Source organism: Agrobacterium sp. BT-220-3, from assembly GCF_025910175.1.
GTDB lineage: Bacteria > Pseudomonadota > Alphaproteobacteria > Rhizobiales > Rhizobiaceae > Agrobacterium > Agrobacterium oryzihabitans.
Genome location: NZ_JAPAIX010000004.1, coordinates 303,064 through 324,890, shown reverse-complemented (window position 1 = coordinate 324,890; position 21,827 = coordinate 303,064). Strand labels below are relative to the sequence as shown.

Here is a 21,827-nt window from a genome sequence, read left to right as displayed (position 1 = left end):
CCTCAATAAACCGGGTTCAAGGGGACGATGGCGGAAAAACGCAGCCAGTCCTTCTGCGCCTTCGGGGTCCACGCCGCCTCGGCAATGGCCGGCAGCCTCGGGAAAACCAGATGGTTGAAATAGGCGCGGTTGAGGAAATGCTCCGACCAGATGCAGGCCTGAACGCCTTTCATCCGCTCCTTCAATTCCTCCGGGAAGTCGCCGACCGCCTCATAGGCATAGGTGTGCGAAGGCGGAACGGTGCCGGCCCAGCTTGCGCCGGGCTCCTGCCAGGCCTCATCCTGTACCATGTCGAGATAATAGGCCTGTCCCGGCGTCATCACCACGTCATAACCCTGCTTTGCAAGCTCAAGGCCAACTTCCGGCTTCTGCCAGGCCATCAGCAATGTTCCAGCCGGATCGACGCCGCCACCATGCGAAACTTCGTCCCAGCCGGCAAGCTGGCGGCCACGCTCATGCAGCATCCCCTGGATGCGCTTCATGAAATAGGACTGGATGCCGAAGGTGCCGTCGAGCCCTTCCTTTTCCATCAACGACTTGGCAAGCGGCGAGGCAAGCCAGGAACCATCCGCAACCTCGTCGCCACCAATGTGGATCAGCCGCGATGGGAACAGCTCCACCATCTCGTCGAATATCTTGCCGAGGAACTCATAGGTCGGCTCGATGGCGGGGTTGAGCGCATTGTTGGGGTAGCCCTGCACCGAACGGTAGCTGTCCGGCGCTTCCTGCCCGTCTGTCAGGTCCGGATAGGCAACGAGAGCCGCAGTGCTATGGCCGGGAATATCGACCTCCGGCACGATCTCGACGTTCAATGCGGCCGCATGCGCAACGACCTTGCGCACATCGTCCTGGCTGTAATAGCCGGAAACGGGCTCGGCCCCGTTGCCGAGCTGCGGCAGAAGCGGCGTATCCGGACCGCGGGTTGCGCCAACGGTTGTCAGCAGCGGATAGGCCTTGATTTCAAGCCGCCACGCCTCGTCATCCGTCAGATGCCAATGAAACCTGTTCATACGCAGCCATGCGAGAATATCGATCAGCCGCACGACATCATCAGTCGGATAGAATTGCCGCGAAACATCCAGATGGCAACCGCGCCAGCTGTAACGCGGTGCATCGGTGATGGTGCCGGAGGCCGGGAAGCGAAACTTGGGATCGATCCGCGCGCCATGCAGCAATTGCGCCAGCACCGTCAGGCCATATTGCAGACCGGCAGCGGCCGAATATTCCACGACAACAGCTTCATCGGAGAAAGACAGGCGATAACCTTCCGCCTCCAGGCCGCTATGTTTCTTGAAGCGAAGCGGTTTGCCCTCATGAACCGGCGCAAGGCTGAAAGGCACATGCCCAACGGCAAAAAGCCTGCGGAACAGCGACAGCACGGTTTCCACCGCAAGCACTTCCTCAGCCTTTGCATCCTCCGTCGGGAAAAGTGCGACGGGGAAGGTCTCGCCCGGCTCGGCATCGATTTCCGCTGGCCATGGCTGGATGGCGAAGGGCAGGTCAAGCTTCCCTTCAGGAAGCAGAACCGGCGCCGGCTCGCTGTGACGCCCGTCCAGCATCAAATCGCCGACAGCAACGGCGCGATGCGTACCGTCGGCAAGGCTAACATAGGCGGATTTCGCGCCATCCGTGCGATGGCGGGCGGGTCTCAGCAGACCATCGACGGTGAAACGCCAGGATTTACCGGCTTCGAGCACGAAACCGGGCGGCGGCGCAAATTCATGGAAATTGGCATTGCGGCGCAGATAAACGGCATTGCCGCAAACCGGCTTGTCCACCGTCCGGGTGAGGGACGTGTAGACGATCCGGAAATCTTTCAGCGGCTCACGGGAGAGATTGAACAGGGTGAAGGTGAAACCACCCGATGCGGACTCTGCGAGCGGATGCCACGAATTTTCAAGACGATAATGTGCGAGCGCCATGATGCTCCCCTTTATTGCGCATTGCGCCCCCGAAAGGGCTTCGATCAGTAGTGTTCGGATTGCGAGAAAGTACGGGCAAGCGGGGCCTGCCCCGCCGTCAGCCCGCAGTCGACCGGCAGGCACACGCCGCTGATGGCGGCGGCATGTGGACCGGCCAGAAAGGCCACGGCGTTGGCCACATCTTCGGGTCTCACGATGCGCTGCAGCGGATACCAGTGCTTCGCTTCCTCGAAGACCTGAGGATTGACCGCCGCCCGCGCCTCCCACGCCTGCGTGCGCACAGTGCCCGGCGCAACGGCATTGGAACGGATGCCGAATTTACCGTATTCGACGGCGATCAGCTTCGTCAGATGGATCAGCCCCGCCTTTGCCGCGCTATAGGCGGGATGGCCGAACACAGCCATGCCGTTGACGGAACTGATATTGACCACGGACCCCTGCGTTCGCTTCAGCGCCTCTTCGAAAGCCCTGAAGCAGAGAAACGGTGCTTCCAGATTGAGGGTATTGTCCTTGCGCCATATTTCGGCGGTCGTGTCGTGCAGGCTGACCGCCCTTGCAGCCCCTGCATTGTTGACGAGGGTCGCAACATCACCAAGCTCCGCGACCTCCGCGGCCAGCCTTGCAAGGTCCTGCGGATCGGTGACATCACAGGTTTTCGAAACGAAAGCGGGACCGGAAAGCAGGGAAAGTGCATTGGAAAGGGCGTCGGGATCGATATCCACCAGCACCACCTTCGCATGGCTTTCAGAAAGCGCCGCGGCAATTGCCCGGCCTATGTCACCTGCCGCCCCCGTTACGACGGCGACCCGGTCTTTCCTGTCCTGCATCTCATGCCACTCCTTCGAAGCTTTCCAATCGGTCTCGGAGCGGGTTCTTCAGGCAAACCGCTCACAGTGTTTACTTTCCCGCCTTCAGTCACCCAGCAATTGCCGGTCATCCGGATCGCGATGTTCCACAAGTTGCTGCTTGATGTGACGCAGGGTCACCATCGACCGTTGCCGGTGATGATAGGCAGCAAGGGTCGCCAGAATATCGACGGCGGCCAGATAGGCGTAACGCGATGAGGTCGGGCGGAAGATATTGTTTCCTTCAGGCACGTTGACGGCCACCACCATATCGGCGGCCATGGCAACGGGCGTGTCGCTCTGGGTAAGCGCGATGGTGGTGACCCCCATTTCCCGCGCCACCTTGAAGCATTTCACCAGTTCCATGTTGCGCCCGGAAAAGGAGGAACCGATGATGACATCTTCCTTCCGCGCGGCAGCGGCCATCATCAATTGCATGCTATGGTCGGCGCTGGTGGAGACGCGCAGGCCCAGGCGAAACAGCCGGTTCTGGATTTCCGACGCGATCATCGAGGAATTACCGCCGGCACCAAAGGCATAGATCATGCCGCTATTGGCGATCTTGATCGCCGCTTCGTCGGCAAGAGCGGGATCGAGCGTCTTGTGCAACAGGAAAAGTGCTTCCTGCGCTTTCGCAAGCACTTCCTCGGCCACATCCGACGGGCCGGTGCTTGTGGGTTCCGAGGTGAGATAACGGATGCCCACATAGGCGGTCTTGGCAAGGCTGACCTTGAAATCCGAAAAGCTCTGGCAGCCGAGACGCCGGCAGAAGCGCGTCACCGTCGGCGGCGAAACCTCGGCGCGAGCGGCAAGCTCGATGATAGAGGCATTGACGGCGAATTCGAAGTCCGAAACCAGAATCTCGGCGATGCGCCGCTCCGATTGCGAGAACTGCCCCTTGTCTTCCTGAATCCTTGCGAAAATATCCATGCTCACCGGTCTCCGTTCCGCCAAAACTTAAGGCTTGGCCCCGTTACCGATGCATCCTAATCCGAGACGCCCGTCAACCGTACACACCCATGAATCAACCATGCTTCGTCCCATTGACGACACGATGGACACCTTTGATTTGAAAATCATTTTCTCTGTTGATTGCGAGATGAGCATATGCCAACAATCTTCGCCAGAGAAATCTCCAAATCCTGAAAATAATTTCAACAATGGACCTGAATCATGCGCGATCCCTTCAAAAACCCCTTTCCCGAAACAGACGTCGCCCGCCATTCCATCTGGGAGATGCTGGTGACGCGGGACATCGACGCATTCCTCGCCGCCGACTGGTCGAAGGTCGCGGATGATTTCGTCGAAGAGGGCTTCCTCGGCATCAATGCCAACCGGGACGCAAACCCGGACAACTGGCGTCTGTCCTTCCCGTCGCTCGTGGCCTATCGCGACGAATGGCTGCGACAGGCGCAGGATTTCCAAACCCAGCAATTCGCCGAAGACCCGCGCGATGCGATCTTTACGACCACCACGCTGGAAGACATCGAAGTGGAAGGTGAGACCGCGCTGGTTCGCAAGAAGTTCGATGGCGGGCTTCGCAAGGCCGATGGCAGCTTCGACGTCATGAAATGGCAGACGCTCTATTATTGCCGGCTGCATGAGGGCCGCTGGAAAATCAGCGGTTTCACCGGCTACATGCCCAACCCGATGCCTTGATCCAACGCTTTTGCGAGAAATATCCGAGCGCCGGGCCGAAAGCCCGGCGTTATTTTTTCGTCCGGAGAAGGCGGAAGAAAACCGCCGGGAATGGATCGCGTCAGGAAAAACCGGGCATGGGGAAACAGATTTCATGGCCCGGTTCCTGCCCTTTATTGTATCAGCTTGAGGACTGAAAGGTCGACGCGCCGTTCCAGCGCGATACCGCTCTCATCAAACAGATGGCAATCCGACGCCTTGATGCCGGTGACAATAGGCTCATCGACGACAACCGGCGCGGAACCGGAAAGAAGCGCGCAATAGTTCTCGCCCGTCGGAGCAACACCGTAAGCGATAGTATTGACCCCAAGCCGCTCAATGACGCTGGGCGCGATCTTGATATTCAGGTCGGCCGTTTCAAGACCTGTATGTTCCGGGCGAATGCCGAGCGTCAGCTGCGCGCCTTCGAGACCGGGGCGAGGCTCCACCGGCACGGTGATCGTCTGGCCCTCATATTCCACGGTCACGCCATCGGCGCTGGCGGATTTGCAGGTGACCTTCAGGAAGTTCATTTTCGGATTGCCGATGAAACCCGCAACGAAGAGGTTCGCCGGCTTATGATAGAGCTCCAGCGGCGCACCGACCTGGGCAATTTCGCCGGCATTCAGCACGACGATACGATCGGCCATGGTCATGGCCTCCACCTGATCGTGCGTCACGTAGATCATCGTCGCCTGCAGCGTCCGGTGAAGATTGGTGAGCTCGATGCGCATGTCGGCGCGAAGTGCCGCATCGAGGTTGGAAAGCGGCTCGTCGAACAGGAATATCTTCGGTTCGCGAACGATGGCACGACCGATCGCCACGCGCTGGCGCTGGCCACCGGACAACATGCCGGGGCGCTGCTGCAGGCGCTGGTCGAGTTGCAGGATCTTGGCAACCCCCTCAACCTTTTCCTTGATCTTGCTCTCTTCCATCTTTTCGACGCGGAGGGGAAAAGCAATGTTTTCGAAAACTGTCATATGCGGGTAGAGCGCATAGGACTGGAACACCATGGCAATGCCGCGTTTTACCGGCGGCAATTCATTGACCTTGACGCCGTTGATGACGACGTCGCCGGCGGTAATATCCTCAAGGCCGGCGATCATGCGCAGCAATGTGGATTTTCCGCATCCCGAGGGGCCGACAAAAACGACGAACTCGCCATCCCTGATGTCGAGCTGAACGCCCTTGATGACTTCGAAATGTCCATAGTTCTTGCGGACGTTATTGAGATAAAGCTGACCCAAAACTTGCCTCTCCCGTCACCAGCCGACATCAGGCTGCGTTCAGAGACGTTCCGCAACATGGAAAAAAACCGTGTCGGATCGGAACCGTTAAAAAACACGGGAAGGAGCGGCCCTAATGGCGGCAGGCACTCCCGCGGCGAAATATGTCGGTTGCGGGCGGCCTTCGCCCGCAACCTTGTCAATGTGGATTACTTATACTGCTCGAGAGCGGACGAGGCCTTCTTCGCGGCATCCTCCGGCGTAGCCTTGCCGGTAACGACAGACTGTACCATCTCGATCATCGTGTCCTGGAAGCCCTTGTAGTCGGTGAAGAGCGGCTCGGGACCACCATAGGCGATACCGTCGATCAGCGGCTTCCAGAAGGGGTCCTTGGCGATGAATTCATCAACCTTCGGCGACGGACGAAGCGGGGTGAGGCCAGCGCCGCCCTGCAACTCGTATTCGCCCTGCGGGCCGGGCGAAGTGATGAACTTGGCGAATTCGGTCGCCTTTTCTTCCACGCCCGTTCCCTTGAAGATCGCAAGGCTGTCGGTGATGAGCAGCGTGCCGGGACCCTTGGCTTCAGGGCCGAGCGGCAGGGTCGCGATGCCCCAGTTGATCTTGGTTTCCTGCAGGCGGGTTGCTGCACCCGAGCCGGCCTGGATCATGCCAACCTTGCCATCGAGGAAGATGGCGCGGATTTCGTTCTGCTCATAGGCGGTCGGACCTTCGACGGAATAGGGCGTGATGTCCTTGTAGGCCGTAAGGGCTGCAACAACCTGCGGGCTGTCGACAGTGATCTTGTCGCCGTCGATAACCTTGCCGTTGTTGGTGTAAACCCAGTGCATGAACTGGTGCATGGTGTTGTCGAAGGTCTTGGCGGGAAGACCGTAACCGGCGATGCCGGTCTTTTCCTTGATCTGCTTGGCGAAGGCAATTTCTTCAGCCCAGGTCTTCGGCGGCGTTTCCGGGTCGAGGCCAGCCTGCTTGAAGAGGTCCTTGTTCCAGTAGAGCGCCTTGGTCGAGAAAGCGACCGGCACGCCCCACTGCGTATCCTCGAAGGTGACCGTGTCGACGATGTTGGGGTAATAGGTCTTCTTTTCGTCTTCCGTCATCGGCACCGGAACGATGAGGTCGTTCTGCGCGAACTGCTTCAGCGTGCGCGAACCGACATAGGCCATGGCGACCGGGGTGCCGGCAGCAGCGAGCGTGGTTGCCTTGTCCTGGCACTGAGCCCAGCCGACGACTTCAGGCACGACTTTCCAGCCTGCATTCTTGCCTTCCCATTCCTTGATATACTTCTCATGGATGGGGTCCATCTTGTCGCCGCAATAGATCCAGCTGATCTCCTTGTCGGCGGCATGCGCCGTCACCGTGCCAAGGGCAGTGGAACCGGCAAATGCGAAAGCGCAAAGCGCCAATCCGTAATGTTTCAGTGCCATAGGTAGTCTCCCATTTTCTGGTGGTCGTTCCGATTGTTGATTATTTCACCGCGCCGGCGGTCAGACCGCTGACGAGATATCGTTGCATGAAGAAGATGACGACCATGGCCGGGGCAATGCCGACGAAGCTGGCTGCCATCAACTCATTCCAGATGACTTCCTGACGACCGAAATAAGCGAACAGACCAATGGGCAGCGGCATATATTCGGTCTTGGAATTGAAGGTGAGCGCGAAGATGAACTGCTGGGCATAAGCGCCGATGAAGGTGGTGATGGAGACGACCGCGATGCCCGGCATCGCCAGCGGCAGGATCACCCGGCGGAAGGTATAGAAATAGCTCGCGCCGTCCACATAGGCCGCTTCCTCCAGCTCACGTGGAATACGCAGCATGTAGGTCCGCAAGAGCCAGATGGCGGTGGGGATCAGGAAGGCGGCGCCGGGAATGATCATCGCCAGATAGGTGTTCAGCACGCCCATATTGCGCATCAGCCGGTAAAGCGGGATCAGAAGCACCGCGCCGGAGAACATGTTGATCGCCAGAAACGCGCCGAGCAATTGTCCGCGACCGCGAAACTGGAACCGGGCAAAAGCATAGGAGGCCGGCACCACCAGAAGCAGAACGATGATCGTCGAGATCGTCGAAATGAAGAAGGAGTTGAAGACGTAGCGGGCAAAGCCGGGAACGCTGACCCACATGGTCCTATAGGCCTCGAAGGAACCGTTCTCCGGCCAGAATTTATACGGCGAGGAAAACAGCAGGCTGAGCGGTTTCAGCGAAACCAGAAATCCTTCCACGAAAGGCGCCAGGACGAAGGTCAGGAACACGGCGATGCCGCAATAGATCCCGACCATTTCATACCACCTGTAGCGGTTGATCATCGCATTCTTGTCGGTCATCGGCTGGCCTCCTGCGAGATACGGCTGGTGATGCGGAAGTAGAAATAGGTGAAGATCGACAGGAAGATGCAGATCAGCACGGCGCGGGCGGCACCCTCACCGTATTTGTAGGAGCCGATCGCGGTCTTGTACGTGTCGATGATCATGGTCGTCGTCTGGCCGGTTGGACCGCCCTGCGTCAGGATCCAGATGATATCGAACGAATTGAAGGTCGAAATCAGCGAGATCATCGACATGGTGATCATGGCGGGCAGCATCAGCGGCAGCGTGATGCGGCGGAAGCGGTAGGCGCGGCTTGCCCCATCCGTCCAGGCCGCCTCATAGAGGTCCTGCGGAATGGCCTGGATTGCCGCCAGCAGATAGAGCGTCACCATCGGCACGCCGATCCACACGTCGGTGATGATGGTCGCCCAGAAGGCCGTGTTGCCATAGGCGAGGAAAGCGACCGGTCCATTCACGAGACCCAGGTTCTGAAGAACACCGGAAATCATGCCGAACTGGCCGTTATACATCCAGCCCCACATAAAGATGCCGATAGCCATCGGCACGATCCAGGGCGGCATGGTCAGGATGCGAAACAGGGCGCGGCCGGGAACGGCAGAGTTCAGAAGGACCGCGCCAAATGTGCCGATGATCATCTTTATCGAGACGGAAAAGAACGTCCAGATGAAGGTCCGCGTGATGACATCGGCAAAAGTCGCGTTGAAGATCTTGTCGTAATTGATGAAGCCTACCCAATTCGTCGTTTTTCTGAGCGACGCATCGGTAAAGGACAGGATGAAGGTATCGACGAGCGGATAAGCAACGATAACCGTGATGTAGAGAAGTGCCGGCAGAAGAAGAAGCCAGGCAAAGACGACCGCGCTGCGTTTCGCATCCATCGCCGCGCCCCCTTAAGCCGATTTCGCCGCAGGCGTCTTCGGCTGCCCGTGGAGCGCCAGATCGTATTCCTCCCACACCGGCTTGAGATCCACCACCTTGCGGCCGTGGCGCGCCTCATCCATGGCAAGCGCCAGAATGCCGGCCTCGATGGCATCAAGTGCGGAAACCGGCAGCGGCGTGCCCTTGACGATATGGTCGATCACGTCCTCGGCCATCTGCTCATCCGCACCGTAATGCTGGGAGAGCGCAGTCGCCGCCGAATAGGTCTTGGCGACAGTCTTTTCGTTGGTCCGGGCATTGTGCACGTTCAGGAAACCGCGGACGAAATCGCCCTCCGCCATGCCTTTGGCGCCAATGACGCAGAAACGGCGGAAATCGTCGGGAACGTTGAGATTGGTATGGAAGGCAAGCGACGCGCCATTCTCATATTCGACGATCGCCGTCTGGTAATCGATGATGTCGCCGTCGCTGTCGAAGACCTTTTCCGAGCCCATCCAGCCGCTTGGCTTGCGATGGTAGACCTCCATGTCGTTGATACCGTCATTCTGTGGGGCATTCGCAGGCGTGAAGCTCTTGCGCCCGCCGAAACTCGACACGAAACGCGGCCGCGCACCGACAACGCCATTGTAGAGATCAAGGTCGTGGCAGCATTTTTCCAGCATGAAGGAGCCGGAATAATTTTCGTAACGCCGCCAGTCGCGCATGAAGAACGCGCCATGATACGGCGGGATATGTTCCGAAGCCTCGATGGAAACGACATCGCCCAGCTTGCCTTCGGCCTGCGCGGCGCGCAGATCGCGGTAAAGCGGCGAATAACGCAGGACCAGACCCACCAGCAGCCGCTCATGACCATGCTTGTTGAGCAGCCGGGCGAGCTCGAGGCTTTCCTCGATGCTGACGACGATGGGCTTTTCGGAGAAGATGGTGCAACCGGCTTCAAGCCCGATGCGGATATGCTCGAGATGCATATGGTTCGGCGAGCCGATCATCAAGAGGTCGAATTTCTCGCCGGCGATCAGCGCCTCGGGGCTGTCATAGGCCTTGCCGGCCGAAATGCCTTTTTCCTTGATACCCGGAAGACCAGCCGGGGCGGGATCGACATAACCGACGATCTCGAAATCCTTGTCGATCTCATGAAAAACGTAGCCCAGATAACCGAGACGGAATCCGAGTCCGATAATTCCCACCTTCATGAACTTTGTTCCCTGTTCATTCGTAATTCATTTTCGCAGAAGCAACCATTTCTGTGCTGGTTATTCACATATCTGCGATAATTTCCTGCCACGATGAAATTAATTTTCACAACGGTCAAGCTAAATTCGATTTCGCCAACCCTGCGGAGGACCGGAGATCGACTTTTCCCGTTGGAGCGCAAGCGAAACAGACCGCTGCAGCCACCAACGCAAAAAACAATACCAAAAAAATGCCAATCGTCTAGAGCAATTCCTGCGGTGGGAAATTTTTTTTGGTTAATGCGAAAATATCAAGCACATAGCCCGATTATTCAGCAAAAACTCGAAAAAAACACCGATTTATCGTACAAATACGCTAATGGTTCTATTTTGGTATTGCCGATTGCGATGCTTATGGTATAGCCAAAATTCGCCACATCGATTGTGACAGAGGTTATGCATGAACGGCGCAGCGCTTAATCTGGAGGACCTGCAATCGGGGGGCGGTGGCCCGCTTTACCTGAAACTGCGTCAGACGATTGAAGATGCCATCAATGCCGGCCGCCTGAAACATGGCGACGCCTTGCCGCCCGAGCGCGATATTGCCGAAAGCGCCTGCGTCAGCCGTGTCACGGTGCGCAAGGCCGTCGACGATCTTGTCCGCGACGGCCTTTTGGTCCGCAGGCACGGTTCGGGCACCTTTGTCGTCAAGCCCATCACCCGCATGCAGCAGCCCTTGACGAAGCTGACCTCATTTACCGAGGATATGCGCCGCCGCGGCATGGCCGCAAGCACCCGCTGGCTGGACAGGGGACTGTTTTATCCGACCGGTGACGAGATGATGGCTCTCGGCCTTTCCCAATCCGCCATGGTTGCCCGGTTGACGCGACTGCGCCTTGCAAACGACCAGCCGATCGCGCTCGAAGTTACCAGCCTGCCGGGTGATATTCTGCCCGACCCGCAATTGGTGGAAAACTCGCTTTATCTGGAGCTTGAGAAAAACGGCATTCGCCCCGTCCGCGCCATCCAGCGCATATCCGCCCGCAACCTGACGGATGAGGAAACCCTGCTGCTTGGCGTTCCGCCGGGCTCGGCTGCACTTTCCGTGCAGCGCATGGCCTATCTGGAAAGCGGACGCCTCATGGAAATATCCCGCGCCCTTTATCGCAGCGACGCCTATGACCTCGTCGCCGAACTGACGATGACCTCCGACTGAAACAAATCGACCAAGGACAGAAAACGATGACAACCCTGATGCGCCAGGAAATCAACGAGATTCCCGATGCCGTCGCCCGTCTGCTGGACAATGCGAAAAATGATTTCCACGAGGCCGGCAGCCAGCTGAAAAGCCGCGATCCGGCCGTTATCGTCACGATTGCGCGCGGCTCCTCAGACCACGCTGCACATTTTCTGAAATATGCGATCGAATTGCAGACCGGCCTTCCGGTGGCCTCTCTCGGCCCCTCGCTCGCTTCCATCTACCAGACGAAACTGCGGCTGGAACGGGCGGCGGCCTTCGCTGTGTCGCAATCGGGTAAAAGCCCTGACATCGTTGCTCTGGCACAAAGCGCCCGCAAGGGCGGCGCACTCACCTTCTCCCTCGTCAACACCCTGCCCTCTCCGCTTGGCGATGCGGCCAATCAGGCGATCGATATCCAGGCAGGACCGGAAAAAGCAGTTGCCGCGACCAAGTCCTTCGTCAATTCCATCGTTGCCGGCCTCGCGATCCTGGCCGAATGGACGGAAGACAGCCTGCTCGCCAAGGCCGTCAGCGCCCTGCCGCAGAACTTCGCGAAAGCCATTGCGCTTGACTGGAGCCAGATCGCTGAGGCGGTGAAGGGCGAGGAATCGCTTTATATGCTGGGTCGCGGTCCCGCCCTTGCGATTGCCGCGGAAGCCGCGTTGAAGTGCAAGGAAACCTGCGAGCTGCATGCGGAAGCCTATTCTTCGGCGGAAGTCATGCACGGCCCGGTCTCGCTGGTCGCACCGAAATTTCCGGTCATCGCCTTTGCCGCGCGCGATCGCGCCGAAACCTCCGTAACGGATATCGCCGCAAGCCTCGCTCAAAAAGGCGCGAATGTTTTCGTCACTTCCGCCAAGGGCAGCCCGGCCAAGCCCCTGCCCTTCGTGGAAACCAACCATCCGCTGACCGATGCATTGCTGCTGATCGCGCCGTTTTACGGTTTCATCGAGCAATTGTCGCGCGCAAGAGGCTTCAACCCGGATGCGCCGGTGGCATTGAAGAAGGTCACGGAAACCCAATGAGCGGCACCAGGGCATTTATCGGCGCACGCATTTTCGATGGCGTCGCGTGGCACGATGACAGGGTGCTTCTGACCCGCGACGGACACGTTGCCGCAATTTCGGACAGCGTACCCGCCGACACCGAGACGATCGATGTGAATGGGCTGCTGATCGCGCCGGGCTTCATCGACCTCCAGGTCAATGGCGGCGGCGGCGTCATGTTCAACAACCAGCCGGATGTGGCCGGCATTGCCCGCATCTGTTCCGCTCATGCGCAATTCGGCACCACGGCGCTGATGGTCACGCTCATCACCGACCGGCCGGACGTGACCTCTGAGGCAGCGCAGGCGGGCATTGCCGCCAGCAAGGCGCAGGTGCCCGGTTTCCTCGGTCTGCATTTCGAAGGGCCGCATCTTTCCGTTGCGCGCAAGGGAACGCATGATCCGGCGCTGATCCGCAAGATGGAGACGGCCGATCTTGCAGTTCTGACCGGCTGCAAGGCACAACTTCCCTTCGTGCTGACAACCATTGCCCCCGAAAACGTGACGGCCGAACAGGTTGCAGCACTGAAGGAAGCCGGCATCATCGTCAGCCTCGGCCACACCGACACGGGCCTCGATGTCGCGACGGCCTATGCTGAAGCCGGCGCATCCATGGTGACCCATCTCTTCAACGCGATGAGCCCGCTTGGCCACCGCGAACCGGGGCTGGTCGGAGCCGCGCTTTCGAACGGTGGACTGGATTGCGGGCTGATCGCCGATGGTTTCCATGTCGACCCGGCTGCAATCGGCATTGCGCTTCGTGCCAAGAATGGTCCGGCCCGCATTTTCCTCGTCACCGATGCCATGTCCACCATCGGCACGGATGACGACGGTTTCGAACTGAACGGCCGGCAGGTCTATCGCAATGGCGGCCGTCTGACCTTGGCCGACGGCACGCTTGCAGGCGCGGATATCGACATGCTCTCCTGCATCCGCTTCATGCATGAGAAGATGGAAACACCGCTGGAAGAAGCCCTGCGAATGGCATCCGCCTACCCGGCGGAGGCAATCGGCGCGTCAGCCAAGGGAAAACTCCTGCCCGGTTTCGATGCTGATTTCGTCATGCTGACACCAGACCTCCAGATGCATTCCACATGGATATCAGGAGAAAAAATCTATGATGCCAAGCGTTCCGGAGTGTGAACAATGATTGTTTGTTTCGATATTGGCGGAACGACCATCAAGGGCGCTATTGCCCATGCCCCGGACGATATCCGCCCCGTACCGCGTATACCGACGCCGAAAACCAGTTTCGAGGACTTCGCCGCCGGCCTGAAATCCGTCATCGACGAGAGCGGCGGCACACCCGGCTGCGTCTCGCTGTCGATTGCTGGCGTCATCGATCCGGAAACGGGCAAGGCCACCGTTGCCAATATTCCCAGTATTCACCGTACCGTCTTGAAGGACGAGCTCGAAAAGGCGCTCAACCTTCCCGTCATCGTTTCGAACGACGCGGATTGCTTCGTGATCGCCGAATCGGAAATCGGCTCCGGTCAAGGCCATCGCGTTGTCTTCGGCGTCATCCTCGGAACGGGTGTCGGCGGCGGGCTGGTGATCGATGGCAAGCTCATCAACAGCGATGGCGGTTTTGCCGGTGAATGGGGCCACGGGCCAGTGGCCGCGACATTGGCGGGCAACCCGCCGGTCTCGCTGCCGCGCTTCGAATGCGGTTGCGGGCTCACCGGTTGCGTCGATGCGATCGGCAGCGCCCGCGGCATGGAAAAGCTGCATCAGCATCTTCACCGGCAGGATATGACCAGCGAGGATATTATTGCCGCCTGGCAGGCAGGCGATGCACAAGCCGCAAGAACAATCGATGTCCTCGTCGATATTCTCGCTTCACCGCTGGCAATGGTGATCAATGTTACCGGCGCGACCATCGTCCCGGTTGGCGGCGGGCTTTCGAATTCCAGGGAACTTGTGGGCGCTCTGGACGAGGCCGTCAGGAGCCGCATTCTAAGGCGCTTCAACCGCCCGCTCGTCGTGCCCGCCATTTGCCGGATCGAGCCGGGTCTGATCGGTTCGGCTGTTATCGGGCTGAAATATGCGAAGGAAATCGGGAACGCGGCTTAAGCCGCCTTACACCGTCTTGATCTTTTCCCGACGAAAGCCCAGCCCCACCAGCCGGCCGGTCAAATGGGCAAAAAGCGGAAATCGCATGATCGCCCGCACAAAGGCGGGCGGGCCTTTGGGCTTTTCCACCCTATCCGTATCCGCCTGCTCTTTCTTGCGGCCGATACGCATCATCCGCTGCAGAAACTGTGTGGCCTTGGTCGGAAAGGACCGGCGTTTCTGAATTGCGGCGAGATCGTCATCGGCAACGGCCCGGCCGGACAAGAAAACCGGCACGAGCACATTGGCCGCGGCCACGGCGTCCTGAACAGCGAGATTGATGCCGACACCACCAACAGGCGACATGGCGTGGGCCGCGTCGCCGATGCAGATGAGGCCGGGTTTCCACCAGCGCTTCAACCGGTCGATACGAACGGTCAGGAGATGCACGTCATCCCAACTTTTGAGTTCATCGAGCCTCTCGCGCGGGAAAGGGCAGATTTCCGCGACCCTGTCCCTGAAGGCTTCAATTCCCTGCAGCTTTATGTCCGCGAAAAAGCCCTTGCGCACCACATAACCGCATTGCCAGTAGTCGCCGCGGTTGATCATCACGAAACCCTGCTGCGAGCCCGCATGCCCCATGGTTTCGGTTGGATCACCCGGCTGTTTCGAAAGGCGCAACCACAGCACTTCGGTCGGTATACCGAAGCGCTGCACTTCGAGGCCAGCCGCCTCTCGGACGATGGAATTGCGGCCGTCCGCGCCCACCACCAGATCAGCGGCGATCTCGATCGCGCCTTCCGGCGTATTGACGATGAGACCGCCAACACGCCCGTCCCTTTCGATCAGGCCGGTTACCGGCGCATTCATCAGCAGCCGGAAATTTTCATATTGCCCGGCCTTGCCGACGATGAAATTGAGAAAATCCCATTGCGGCATGAACGCAATGAAGCGATGCCGGACCGGCAGCCGCGAAAAATCCGCGATCGTGATGCGCTCGCCGCCAATGACTGCGTTCAGCCGTGGCGCGCGTGTATGCGGCAGGCTCAGGAACTCATCGATAAAACCCAGTTGCTCCATCAATTCCAGCGTGGAAGGGTGGATGGTGTCGCCGCGAAAATCACGCAGAAAATCCCCGTGTTTCTCGACCACCGTGACATCGATGCCGCTGCGGGCAAGGAGCAGGCCGAGCATCAGGCCGGCCGGCCCGCCGCCCGCCACGACGACCGACGTGCGGATGTGTTGAACGCCACTACCGTCATTTTGCGCTACGACTTTCGCTTCTTCCATCACCTTCCCCCGTTTCCGTCCCTTTAAAGGTCTTTATCGTGAATCCGCCGCCGGAAGGGTTGCATTTTTCGGCTGCGGCCAGCCGTGCGCATCGAAGCGAAAAAGCATTTCGGATCGGGCGAAGATAAAGGCGAAGGCCATGGCAGTCCACATGCCAAGCAACAGCCCGGCGGCGACATCGCTTGGATAATGCGCACCGACAATGACGCGCGAAACGCCGATGACGAGGGCAAGCAGGAGAAACACCCAGCGGAAACGCGGCATCAGCATGGCGAAGACGCCAAAAAATGCCCCGGCAGCGGTCGAATGGCCGGAGGGGAAACTTTCATAGAGATTGTCGCCGGTAAAGGGCGTGAGGCTGTAGGCGCCCATCTCCAGAAGAAGCTCCGGCCGCGCCCGCCCGATCAGGAATTTCAGCGTGTGGACGAGAATGCTGGCCGTACCGATCGTCAGGAAGAAATAGGCGAGAAGCCGCCATGCGGTTCGCAGCCGCCCGGCATAGGTCCGCGCCTGCAAAACGCGCGCGCCGACATAGGCAAGGATTGCGAGAGCCCCCGTGGAATAGAGCATCCAGCTGAATGTTCCGAAATCGGTAATAGAGCGATTGAAGGAAACGATCGTTCCCGGCAGGGCCTGGGCACGTTCAGAAAGGCGCGGGTCAAAAGGAATAAAGACCAGAACCAGCACAATGCTCGCCGCAAAAATCCAGCCACTGGAAACAAGGAAACGTCGCATCAATATCCTCTCATCGTTTTTCTTGCATATGGCTTTGCCGTCCACAAAAACAATAGCCGGGCTTTGTCCTTGTTATGGCTGGTTTTCGCGAGTAGAGGCTAATGCATGTCGCCCGAAACTGTGTAGCGGTTTCGGGGAATGTCATGCACCGGAAGGTGCGAACCGGAAACGACCGACGGACTGAAGATGACGACTGCCAGTGAAATGCCGCGCAAGCTGACGATATTGGGTTCGACGGGCTCGATCGGAACGAACACGCTGGATGTCGTGCGTCAGCTGGGGGGCCGTGGCCAATTCGAGATCATGGCGCTCACCGGCGCAGGCAACATCACCCTTCTGGCGGAACAGGCGCGCGAATTCGGCGCTGAGCTCGCGGTGACTGCCGAGGATGACAAATACGAGGCGCTGAAATCCGCACTTTCCGGCACCGGCATCAAGGTTGCAGCAGGCAAATCAGGCCTTGAAGAGGCAGCCTCGATGGAGGCAGGCTGGGTAATGGCGGCGATAGCGGGAACACCCGGTCTCGCACCCACATTGACGGCCGCACGGCGCGGCGCGGATATAGCACTTGCCAACAAGGAATGCCTTGTTTCGGCGGGCGATGTTTTCCTGCGTACGGTCAAACAGGGCGGCGGCAGGCTGATCCCGGTCGACAGCGAACATAGCGCGATCTTCCAGTGCCTGACGGGCGAACACAAACAGGCCGTGGAACGCATCGTGCTTACGGCTTCAGGCGGACCGTTCCGCACCTGGTCGCGGGAGCAGATGGCCAATGTTACGGCGGATATCGCCCGCGCCCATCCCAATTGGTCCATGGGATTGAAGGTGTCGATCGGCAGCGCCTCCATGTTCAACAAGGGTCTGGAAATGATCGAGGCGAAATACCTCTTCGATCTCAGACCCGATCAGGTGGAGGTGATCGTCCACCCGCAGTCGATCGTGCATTCAATGGTCGGTTACAGCGATGGCTCCTACATCGCCCAACTCGGCTCGCCCGATATGCGAACCGCCATCTCCTATGCTCTTACCTACCCCGAGCGCGGCAATCTCAATGTCGAGCGTCTGGATTTTGCAAAACTGGCGCGGCTCGATTTCGAAGCGCCCGACGAGATCCGGTTCCCGGCGCTCCGTCTGGCGCGCACGGCGCTGGAGCGCGGGGGCCTGCAGGGCGCGGCTCTTAACGCAGCCGAGGAGACCGCCTTCCACGCCTTCGTCGAGGGCGGCATCGGGTTTCTCGATATGGCCGAGATCGTCGAAACGGTCATGGACCGTATGCATGATGGCCGATCCGGCGTAACGATTGACGATGTGTTCGCGGCGGACGACGAAGCCCGGAACCACGCGCGGGAACTGATCGCCACCAAAGAAAAGGCCGCGTAAACGCGGCCCCGTTCTTCTCTTGATATTTGAACTGCGGCCTTAGGCCACTGCACGAGCCAGCGCGCAATGCGACCAGAGCTGATGCAGTGCCCCGACCAGTTGCTCGATGTCGGCATCGGTATGCAGCGGTGTCGGCGTGATGCGCAGGCGCTCTGTCTTGCGCGGCACGGTCGGATAGTTGATCGGCTGCACATAGACGCCGTGATTGTCGAGCAAGATATCCGAAATCCATTTGCACTTGGCAGCATCACCGACCATCACGGGCACGATATGGCTTGGATTGTCCATATGCGGAATGCCGCGCGCGTCGAGAAGACCCCGCAGCTTGCGCACCCGGTCCTGATGGCGGGCGCGCTCGAAGGGACTTGCCTTCAGATGCTGGATCGAGGCAATCGCGCCGGCGGCAAGCGACGGCGGCAGGGCCGTCGTGAAGATGAAACCGGAGGCAAAGGAGCGGATGAAGTCGCAGACCGCCGTAGAGCCGGTAATATAACCGCCCATCACGCCGAAGGCCTTGCCGAGCGTCCCTTCGATGATCGTCAGGCGATCCATGAGACCTTCGCGCTCGGCAATTCCGCCGCCGCGCGGTCCATACATGCCAACGGCGTGAACCTCATCGAGATAGGTCATGGCGCCGTAACGATCGGCGAGATCGCAGATTTCCTTGATCGGCGCGATATCGCCGTCCATCGAATAGACAGACTCAAAAGCGATGAGCTTCGGCGCGTTCGGATCGGCCGCCTTGAGTTTCGCCTCGAGATCTTCGAGATCATTGTGCTTCCAGATCACCCGCTCGCAACGGCCGTAACGGATGCCTTCGATCATCGACGCATGGTTCAGCGCATCGGAGAAAATGATGAGGCCCGGAATTTTCTGGCCGAGCGTACCGAGTGTCGCCCAGTTGGACACATAACCCGAGGTGAAGATCAGCGCCGATTCCTTGCCGTGCAGATCGGCAAGTTCCTGTTCAAGCAGAACATGGTAATGATTGGTGCCAGAAATATTCCGGGTGCCTCCCGCACCCGCGCCACAGTGATCGATGGCGGCTTTCATGGCTTCGATGACTTTCGGGTTCTGGCCCATGCCGAGATAATCGTTGGAGCACCAGACCGTTACGTCCTTGCGCTCGCCATTGGCGTTGTACCGTGTCGCGCGGGGAAAATTGCCCTGCTGGCGCTCGATATCCGCAAAAACGCGATAGCGTCCCTCAGAATGCAGGCTCTGCAGTTCCGCCGTGAAAAATGCCTCGAAGTCCATGCCATGCTCCAGAATTGACCAGATCGTTTTCTCCCCCGACATCGGGACCGTCAACCCTTTTGGGCCACTTTAACCGCGTCTGCGTCAATTCGCCGTTGTTTTGAACCATTCCAATAAACCGTTTATAGAACCCAATGAAAAGTACAAAATTGATTCACATCAAAAAACCGCGAATTTTGGAACCTTTTTCGCGACGCGCCGTTGTTTGGGACGCAATCGATTTACGCTCGGAGGAATGCCTGAACTCGAGGCTTCCCTAAATGGCATCGAATTGTTAGTTATCTGTGGCGGTCGGAGGTAGCAGTCGCCGCAGATAAATATGGGACGCCTACCGAGCCGAAGAGCTCATTGTAACGTTGGAGAGAGTTTCATGAAAAAGGCAATCATATTTGCGCTGGTCGGCCTGTCGCTTGCAAGCTGCACGCAGACTGAAAAGGGAGCTTCGATCGGTGCCGTTTCCGGTGCGGTCCTTGGCGGCGCTATCACGGGCAATGTTCGTGGCGCGGCAGTGGGCGCAGCGATCGGCGGCGTAGGCGGCGCATTGATCGGCAATGCATCCGAGCCGGGCTATTGCTATTATCGCGACCAGTACGGTCAGCGTTACACGGCGCGTTGCCGTTAATCGCATCGCGAAATACCGTTGCACAGAAGCCCCGGTCACCCGGGGCTTTTTGCGTTAAGACGGGCAAAACGCAAGCCAAAGGGTCCTCAACGCCGTTTATTTATGATTAAATTGCAATGTTAACGGACAGGAAACGGGTTAGAGCCAAAATAAATGCTCAACCATAAAGCAGCTTATGCGAAGAAAACGGACTAACCCGAAGACAGGTATTGCGTATCGGAAAGCTGGCACCGCTCTTGCGGTTGCCATGGCGTTCGCCCTGTATCCGGCTTTTGCCCGCGACGCCTTTGCCTTCAAACTGTTCGGTGTGCGCCTCTGGGGTTCGGAAGAACCGGAGGTTGAGGTTATCAATCCGGTCAAATATGCCGTCACGCTCAACGCGCCCGATGCCGACAAATCGTTGACAGGCAGCCTCGAGAACAGCTCGCTCCTTCTGGCAGACAAGGACAAACCCGCCTCCGGCGATCTTGGCCTTCTGATAAAGGCAAGAGATGACAGGGACAGGCTGATCGCAGCTCTCTATGAAAACGCCCGGTATGGCGGCATCGTCAATGTCACGGTCGCCGGCAAGGACGTGGACGATCTGCCCCCCAATCCTGTGTTCGACCACAGCGCACCCGTACCGGTGGTCATAACGGTGACGCCGGGTCCTAAATTCACGCTCGGCAGCGTCCGCCTTGAAGGCGATGTGACGGGACGCAACCTTGAAGAATACGGTCTCATCACCGGCGGCGATGCCGGATCTCTGGCAATCATCCGCGCCGGCAACAAGCTGATCGAGGATCTGAAAGCCGAAGGCCGCCCGCTTGCAAAGCTGACGAAACGCGAGGCGGTCGCAAACCACGCGACGAATACGGTCGACATTACCATGGCCGCCGAAGGCGGGCCTATTGCCCCCCTCGGAGAGGTAACCGTCACCGGTGAAAAAACCGTCGATGGAGACTTCATCCGCCGTTATTCGCGCCTCAATGGCGGTGAGCCCTATTCGCCGGAAAAGCTGCGCAAGGCTGCGGACAGGCTGCGCCAGCTGGGCGTGTTTTCCAGCCTGACAATCAAGGAAGCCGGAACGCTTTCGCGCGACGGCACCATTCCGCTCACCATCGAGGTGTCCGAGGGCAAGCACCGTTATTTCGGTGTCGGTGCACAATATTCCACCACCGAAGGTATCGGCCTCCAGGGCTACTGGGGCCACCGGAACCTGTTCGGGCAGGCGGAATCGCTGCGCATCGAAGGTTCGGTTTCGCGCATCGCCGAAGCATCCAGCGTCGAAGGCATGGATTATTCGGCGGGCATCACCTTCACCAAGCCCGGCATGTTCAATCCGCGCACCACCTTCAAGACCAGCCTTATCGCCAAGACCGAACATCCCGATACCTATGAGGCGAAGACGCTGACGGGAACGGCCGGTTTCAGTTACGAGCTGAACGATACGGACACCGCGGCCGCCGGTCTTGAGGTCCAATGGGCCGATACCGAAGATGCTTTCGGCAAGAACGAATATCTGACCACCTCCATACCGCTGGAATTCGTGCGCGATACACGCGACGACAAGCTCAACCCCACCGAAGGCTTCCGTGCATCAGTGGCGGCAAAGCCCAGCTATGAGGCGCTGAACGGCACGTTCTTTTCCTCCTTCGAGGGCTCCATCACGGGCTACAAGGGGCTCGGCGCCGAAGACCGGCTGATCATGGCCGGAAAACTCTCAGGCGGCGTGCTGGTCGGCGGCAGCGACCTGCAGGACATACCGACCACCCGGCGTTTTTACGCCGGCGGCGGCGGCTCGGTTCGCGGCTATAGCTACCAGGAAATATCGCCCTATAATGCAGCCGGGGATGCAACCGGCGGCCGCTCTTATGTGGTAGGCTCCGTCGAAGCCCGCATCAAGGTCACTGATACGATCGGCATCGTGCCTTTCATCGATGCCGGCGTGGTTTCGGACGAAGTGACCCCCGATTTCTCCGATATCCGGGCTGGCGCCGGTATTGGTCTGCGTTACGCGACGCCCTTCGGGCCACTGCGTCTCGATGTTGCCATGCCGCTTGATAAATATGATGGCGGCAACAGTTTCGGCATTTATGCTGGCATCGGCCAGTCTTTTTAAACGCCGCAGTCGAACACCCTTACAACAGAGTGTAGATTACC

At 58.8% G+C, this 21,827-nt stretch carries 19 protein-coding genes; 8 read left to right on the top strand and 11 right to left on the bottom strand.

The window, feature by feature from the left end; all coding sequences use genetic code 11:
- Positions 1-2 precede the first annotated feature (2 nt).
- The 3 genes from OK142_RS14705 to OK142_RS14695 all read right to left on the bottom strand — a co-directional run bounded on the left by OK142_RS14705 (position 3) and on the right by OK142_RS14695 (position 3,697).
- A complete protein-coding gene (locus tag OK142_RS14705; protein WP_498683525.1) occupies positions 3-1,922 on the bottom strand; it encodes a beta-N-acetylhexosaminidase in 1,920 nt (639 codons plus the stop codon).
- A gap of 44 nt (positions 1,923-1,966) precedes the next feature.
- On the bottom strand, positions 1,967-2,749 hold the full coding sequence (locus tag OK142_RS14700) for an SDR family oxidoreductase (protein ID WP_498683524.1): 783 nt from the start codon (positions 2,747-2,749) through the stop codon (positions 1,967-1,969).
- A gap of 84 nt (positions 2,750-2,833) precedes the next feature.
- Positions 2,834-3,697 (bottom strand): MurR/RpiR family transcriptional regulator, encoded by an 864-nt coding sequence (locus OK142_RS14695; RefSeq protein ID WP_082182992.1) that lies wholly within the window; start codon positions 3,695-3,697, stop codon positions 2,834-2,836.
- Positions 3,698-3,940: 243 nt separating this feature from the next.
- On the opposite strand from OK142_RS14695, the gene OK142_RS14690 reads away from it, so the two are divergent.
- Entirely contained in the window at positions 3,941-4,426 is a 486-nt protein-coding gene (locus tag OK142_RS14690) for a hypothetical protein (RefSeq protein ID WP_498683520.1), read from the top strand.
- Positions 4,427-4,578: 152 nt separating this feature from the next.
- Here the strand turns inward: OK142_RS14690 and OK142_RS14685 are convergent, their stop codons facing one another.
- From OK142_RS14685 to OK142_RS14665, 5 genes are all read right to left on the bottom strand, one after another.
- A complete protein-coding gene (locus tag OK142_RS14685) occupies positions 4,579-5,691 on the bottom strand; it encodes an ABC transporter ATP-binding protein (RefSeq protein WP_082182997.1) in 1,113 nt (370 codons plus the stop codon).
- A 188-nt stretch (positions 5,692-5,879) separates the two neighbouring features.
- Positions 5,880-7,112: an ABC transporter substrate-binding protein gene (locus OK142_RS14680; protein ID WP_498683518.1), complete on the bottom strand. Its 1,233-nt coding sequence runs from the start codon at positions 7,110-7,112 to the stop codon at positions 5,880-5,882.
- 40 nt (positions 7,113-7,152) lie between these two features.
- Positions 7,153-8,010, bottom strand: a complete 858-nt coding sequence (locus tag OK142_RS14675) for a carbohydrate ABC transporter permease (protein WP_003492317.1) — start codon at positions 8,008-8,010, stop codon at positions 7,153-7,155.
- Entirely contained in the window at positions 8,007-8,891 is an 885-nt protein-coding gene (locus OK142_RS14670) for a carbohydrate ABC transporter permease (protein ID WP_003492321.1), read from the bottom strand. Before OK142_RS14670 ends, OK142_RS14675 begins: the two co-directional genes overlap by 4 nt.
- 12 nt (positions 8,892-8,903) lie before the next feature.
- Positions 8,904-10,085, bottom strand: a complete 1,182-nt coding sequence (locus OK142_RS14665; RefSeq protein ID WP_498683516.1) for a Gfo/Idh/MocA family protein — start codon at positions 10,083-10,085, stop codon at positions 8,904-8,906.
- Positions 10,086-10,524: 439 nt separating this feature from the next.
- Between OK142_RS14665 and OK142_RS14660 the strand changes: the two genes are divergently transcribed.
- Genes OK142_RS14660 through OK142_RS14645 form a run of 4 tightly spaced genes read left to right on the top strand, consistent with a single transcriptional unit; the run spans position 10,525 to position 14,422 of the window.
- Positions 10,525-11,280, top strand: a complete 756-nt coding sequence (locus OK142_RS14660) for a GntR family transcriptional regulator (RefSeq protein WP_003492326.1) — start codon at positions 10,525-10,527, stop codon at positions 11,278-11,280.
- A gap of 26 nt (positions 11,281-11,306) precedes the next feature.
- The gene (locus tag OK142_RS14655) at positions 11,307-12,329 is read left to right on the top strand and encodes an SIS domain-containing protein (protein ID WP_498683514.1); all 1,023 of its coding nucleotides are present in this window, start codon (positions 11,307-11,309) and stop codon (positions 12,327-12,329) included.
- Entirely contained in the window at positions 12,326-13,492 is a 1,167-nt protein-coding gene (nagA, locus tag OK142_RS14650) for an N-acetylglucosamine-6-phosphate deacetylase (RefSeq protein ID WP_498683513.1), read from the top strand. Before OK142_RS14655 ends, nagA begins: the two co-directional genes overlap by 4 nt.
- Positions 13,493-13,495: 3 nt before the next feature.
- Complete coding sequence (locus OK142_RS14645; protein WP_498683511.1) at positions 13,496-14,422, top strand: ROK family protein; 927 nt, start codon at positions 13,496-13,498, stop codon at positions 14,420-14,422.
- A 6-nt stretch (positions 14,423-14,428) separates the two neighbouring features.
- On the opposite strand, the gene OK142_RS14640 is transcribed toward OK142_RS14645, so the two are convergent.
- Both OK142_RS14640 and OK142_RS14635 read right to left on the bottom strand, forming a co-directional pair.
- Positions 14,429-15,691: an FAD-dependent oxidoreductase gene (locus OK142_RS14640; RefSeq protein ID WP_498683509.1), complete on the bottom strand. Its 1,263-nt coding sequence runs from the start codon at positions 15,689-15,691 to the stop codon at positions 14,429-14,431.
- Positions 15,692-15,724: 33 nt separating this feature from the next.
- Positions 15,725-16,426, bottom strand: a complete 702-nt coding sequence (locus tag OK142_RS14635) for a phosphatase PAP2 family protein (RefSeq protein ID WP_082183019.1) — start codon at positions 16,424-16,426, stop codon at positions 15,725-15,727.
- A gap of 186 nt (positions 16,427-16,612) precedes the next feature.
- Here OK142_RS14635 and dxr point away from each other — a divergent pair, with 186 nt between their 5' ends.
- The gene (dxr, locus tag OK142_RS14630; RefSeq protein WP_498683506.1) at positions 16,613-17,806 is read left to right on the top strand and encodes a 1-deoxy-D-xylulose-5-phosphate reductoisomerase; all 1,194 of its coding nucleotides are present in this window, start codon (positions 16,613-16,615) and stop codon (positions 17,804-17,806) included.
- 39 nt (positions 17,807-17,845) lie between these two features.
- Here the strand turns inward: dxr and hemA are convergent, their stop codons facing one another.
- A complete protein-coding gene (hemA, locus tag OK142_RS14625; RefSeq protein WP_035241168.1) occupies positions 17,846-19,063 on the bottom strand; it encodes a 5-aminolevulinate synthase in 1,218 nt (405 codons plus the stop codon).
- Between the two features lie 370 nt (positions 19,064-19,433).
- On the opposite strand from hemA, the gene OK142_RS14620 reads away from it, so the two are divergent.
- The gene (locus OK142_RS14620) at positions 19,434-19,685 is read left to right on the top strand and encodes a YMGG-like glycine zipper-containing protein (RefSeq protein WP_003492347.1); all 252 of its coding nucleotides are present in this window, start codon (positions 19,434-19,436) and stop codon (positions 19,683-19,685) included.
- 175 nt (positions 19,686-19,860) lie between these two features.
- Entirely contained in the window at positions 19,861-21,786 is a 1,926-nt protein-coding gene (locus OK142_RS14615; RefSeq protein ID WP_498683504.1) for an autotransporter assembly complex protein TamA, read from the top strand.
- The last annotated feature ends 41 nt before the right edge of the window (positions 21,787-21,827 follow it).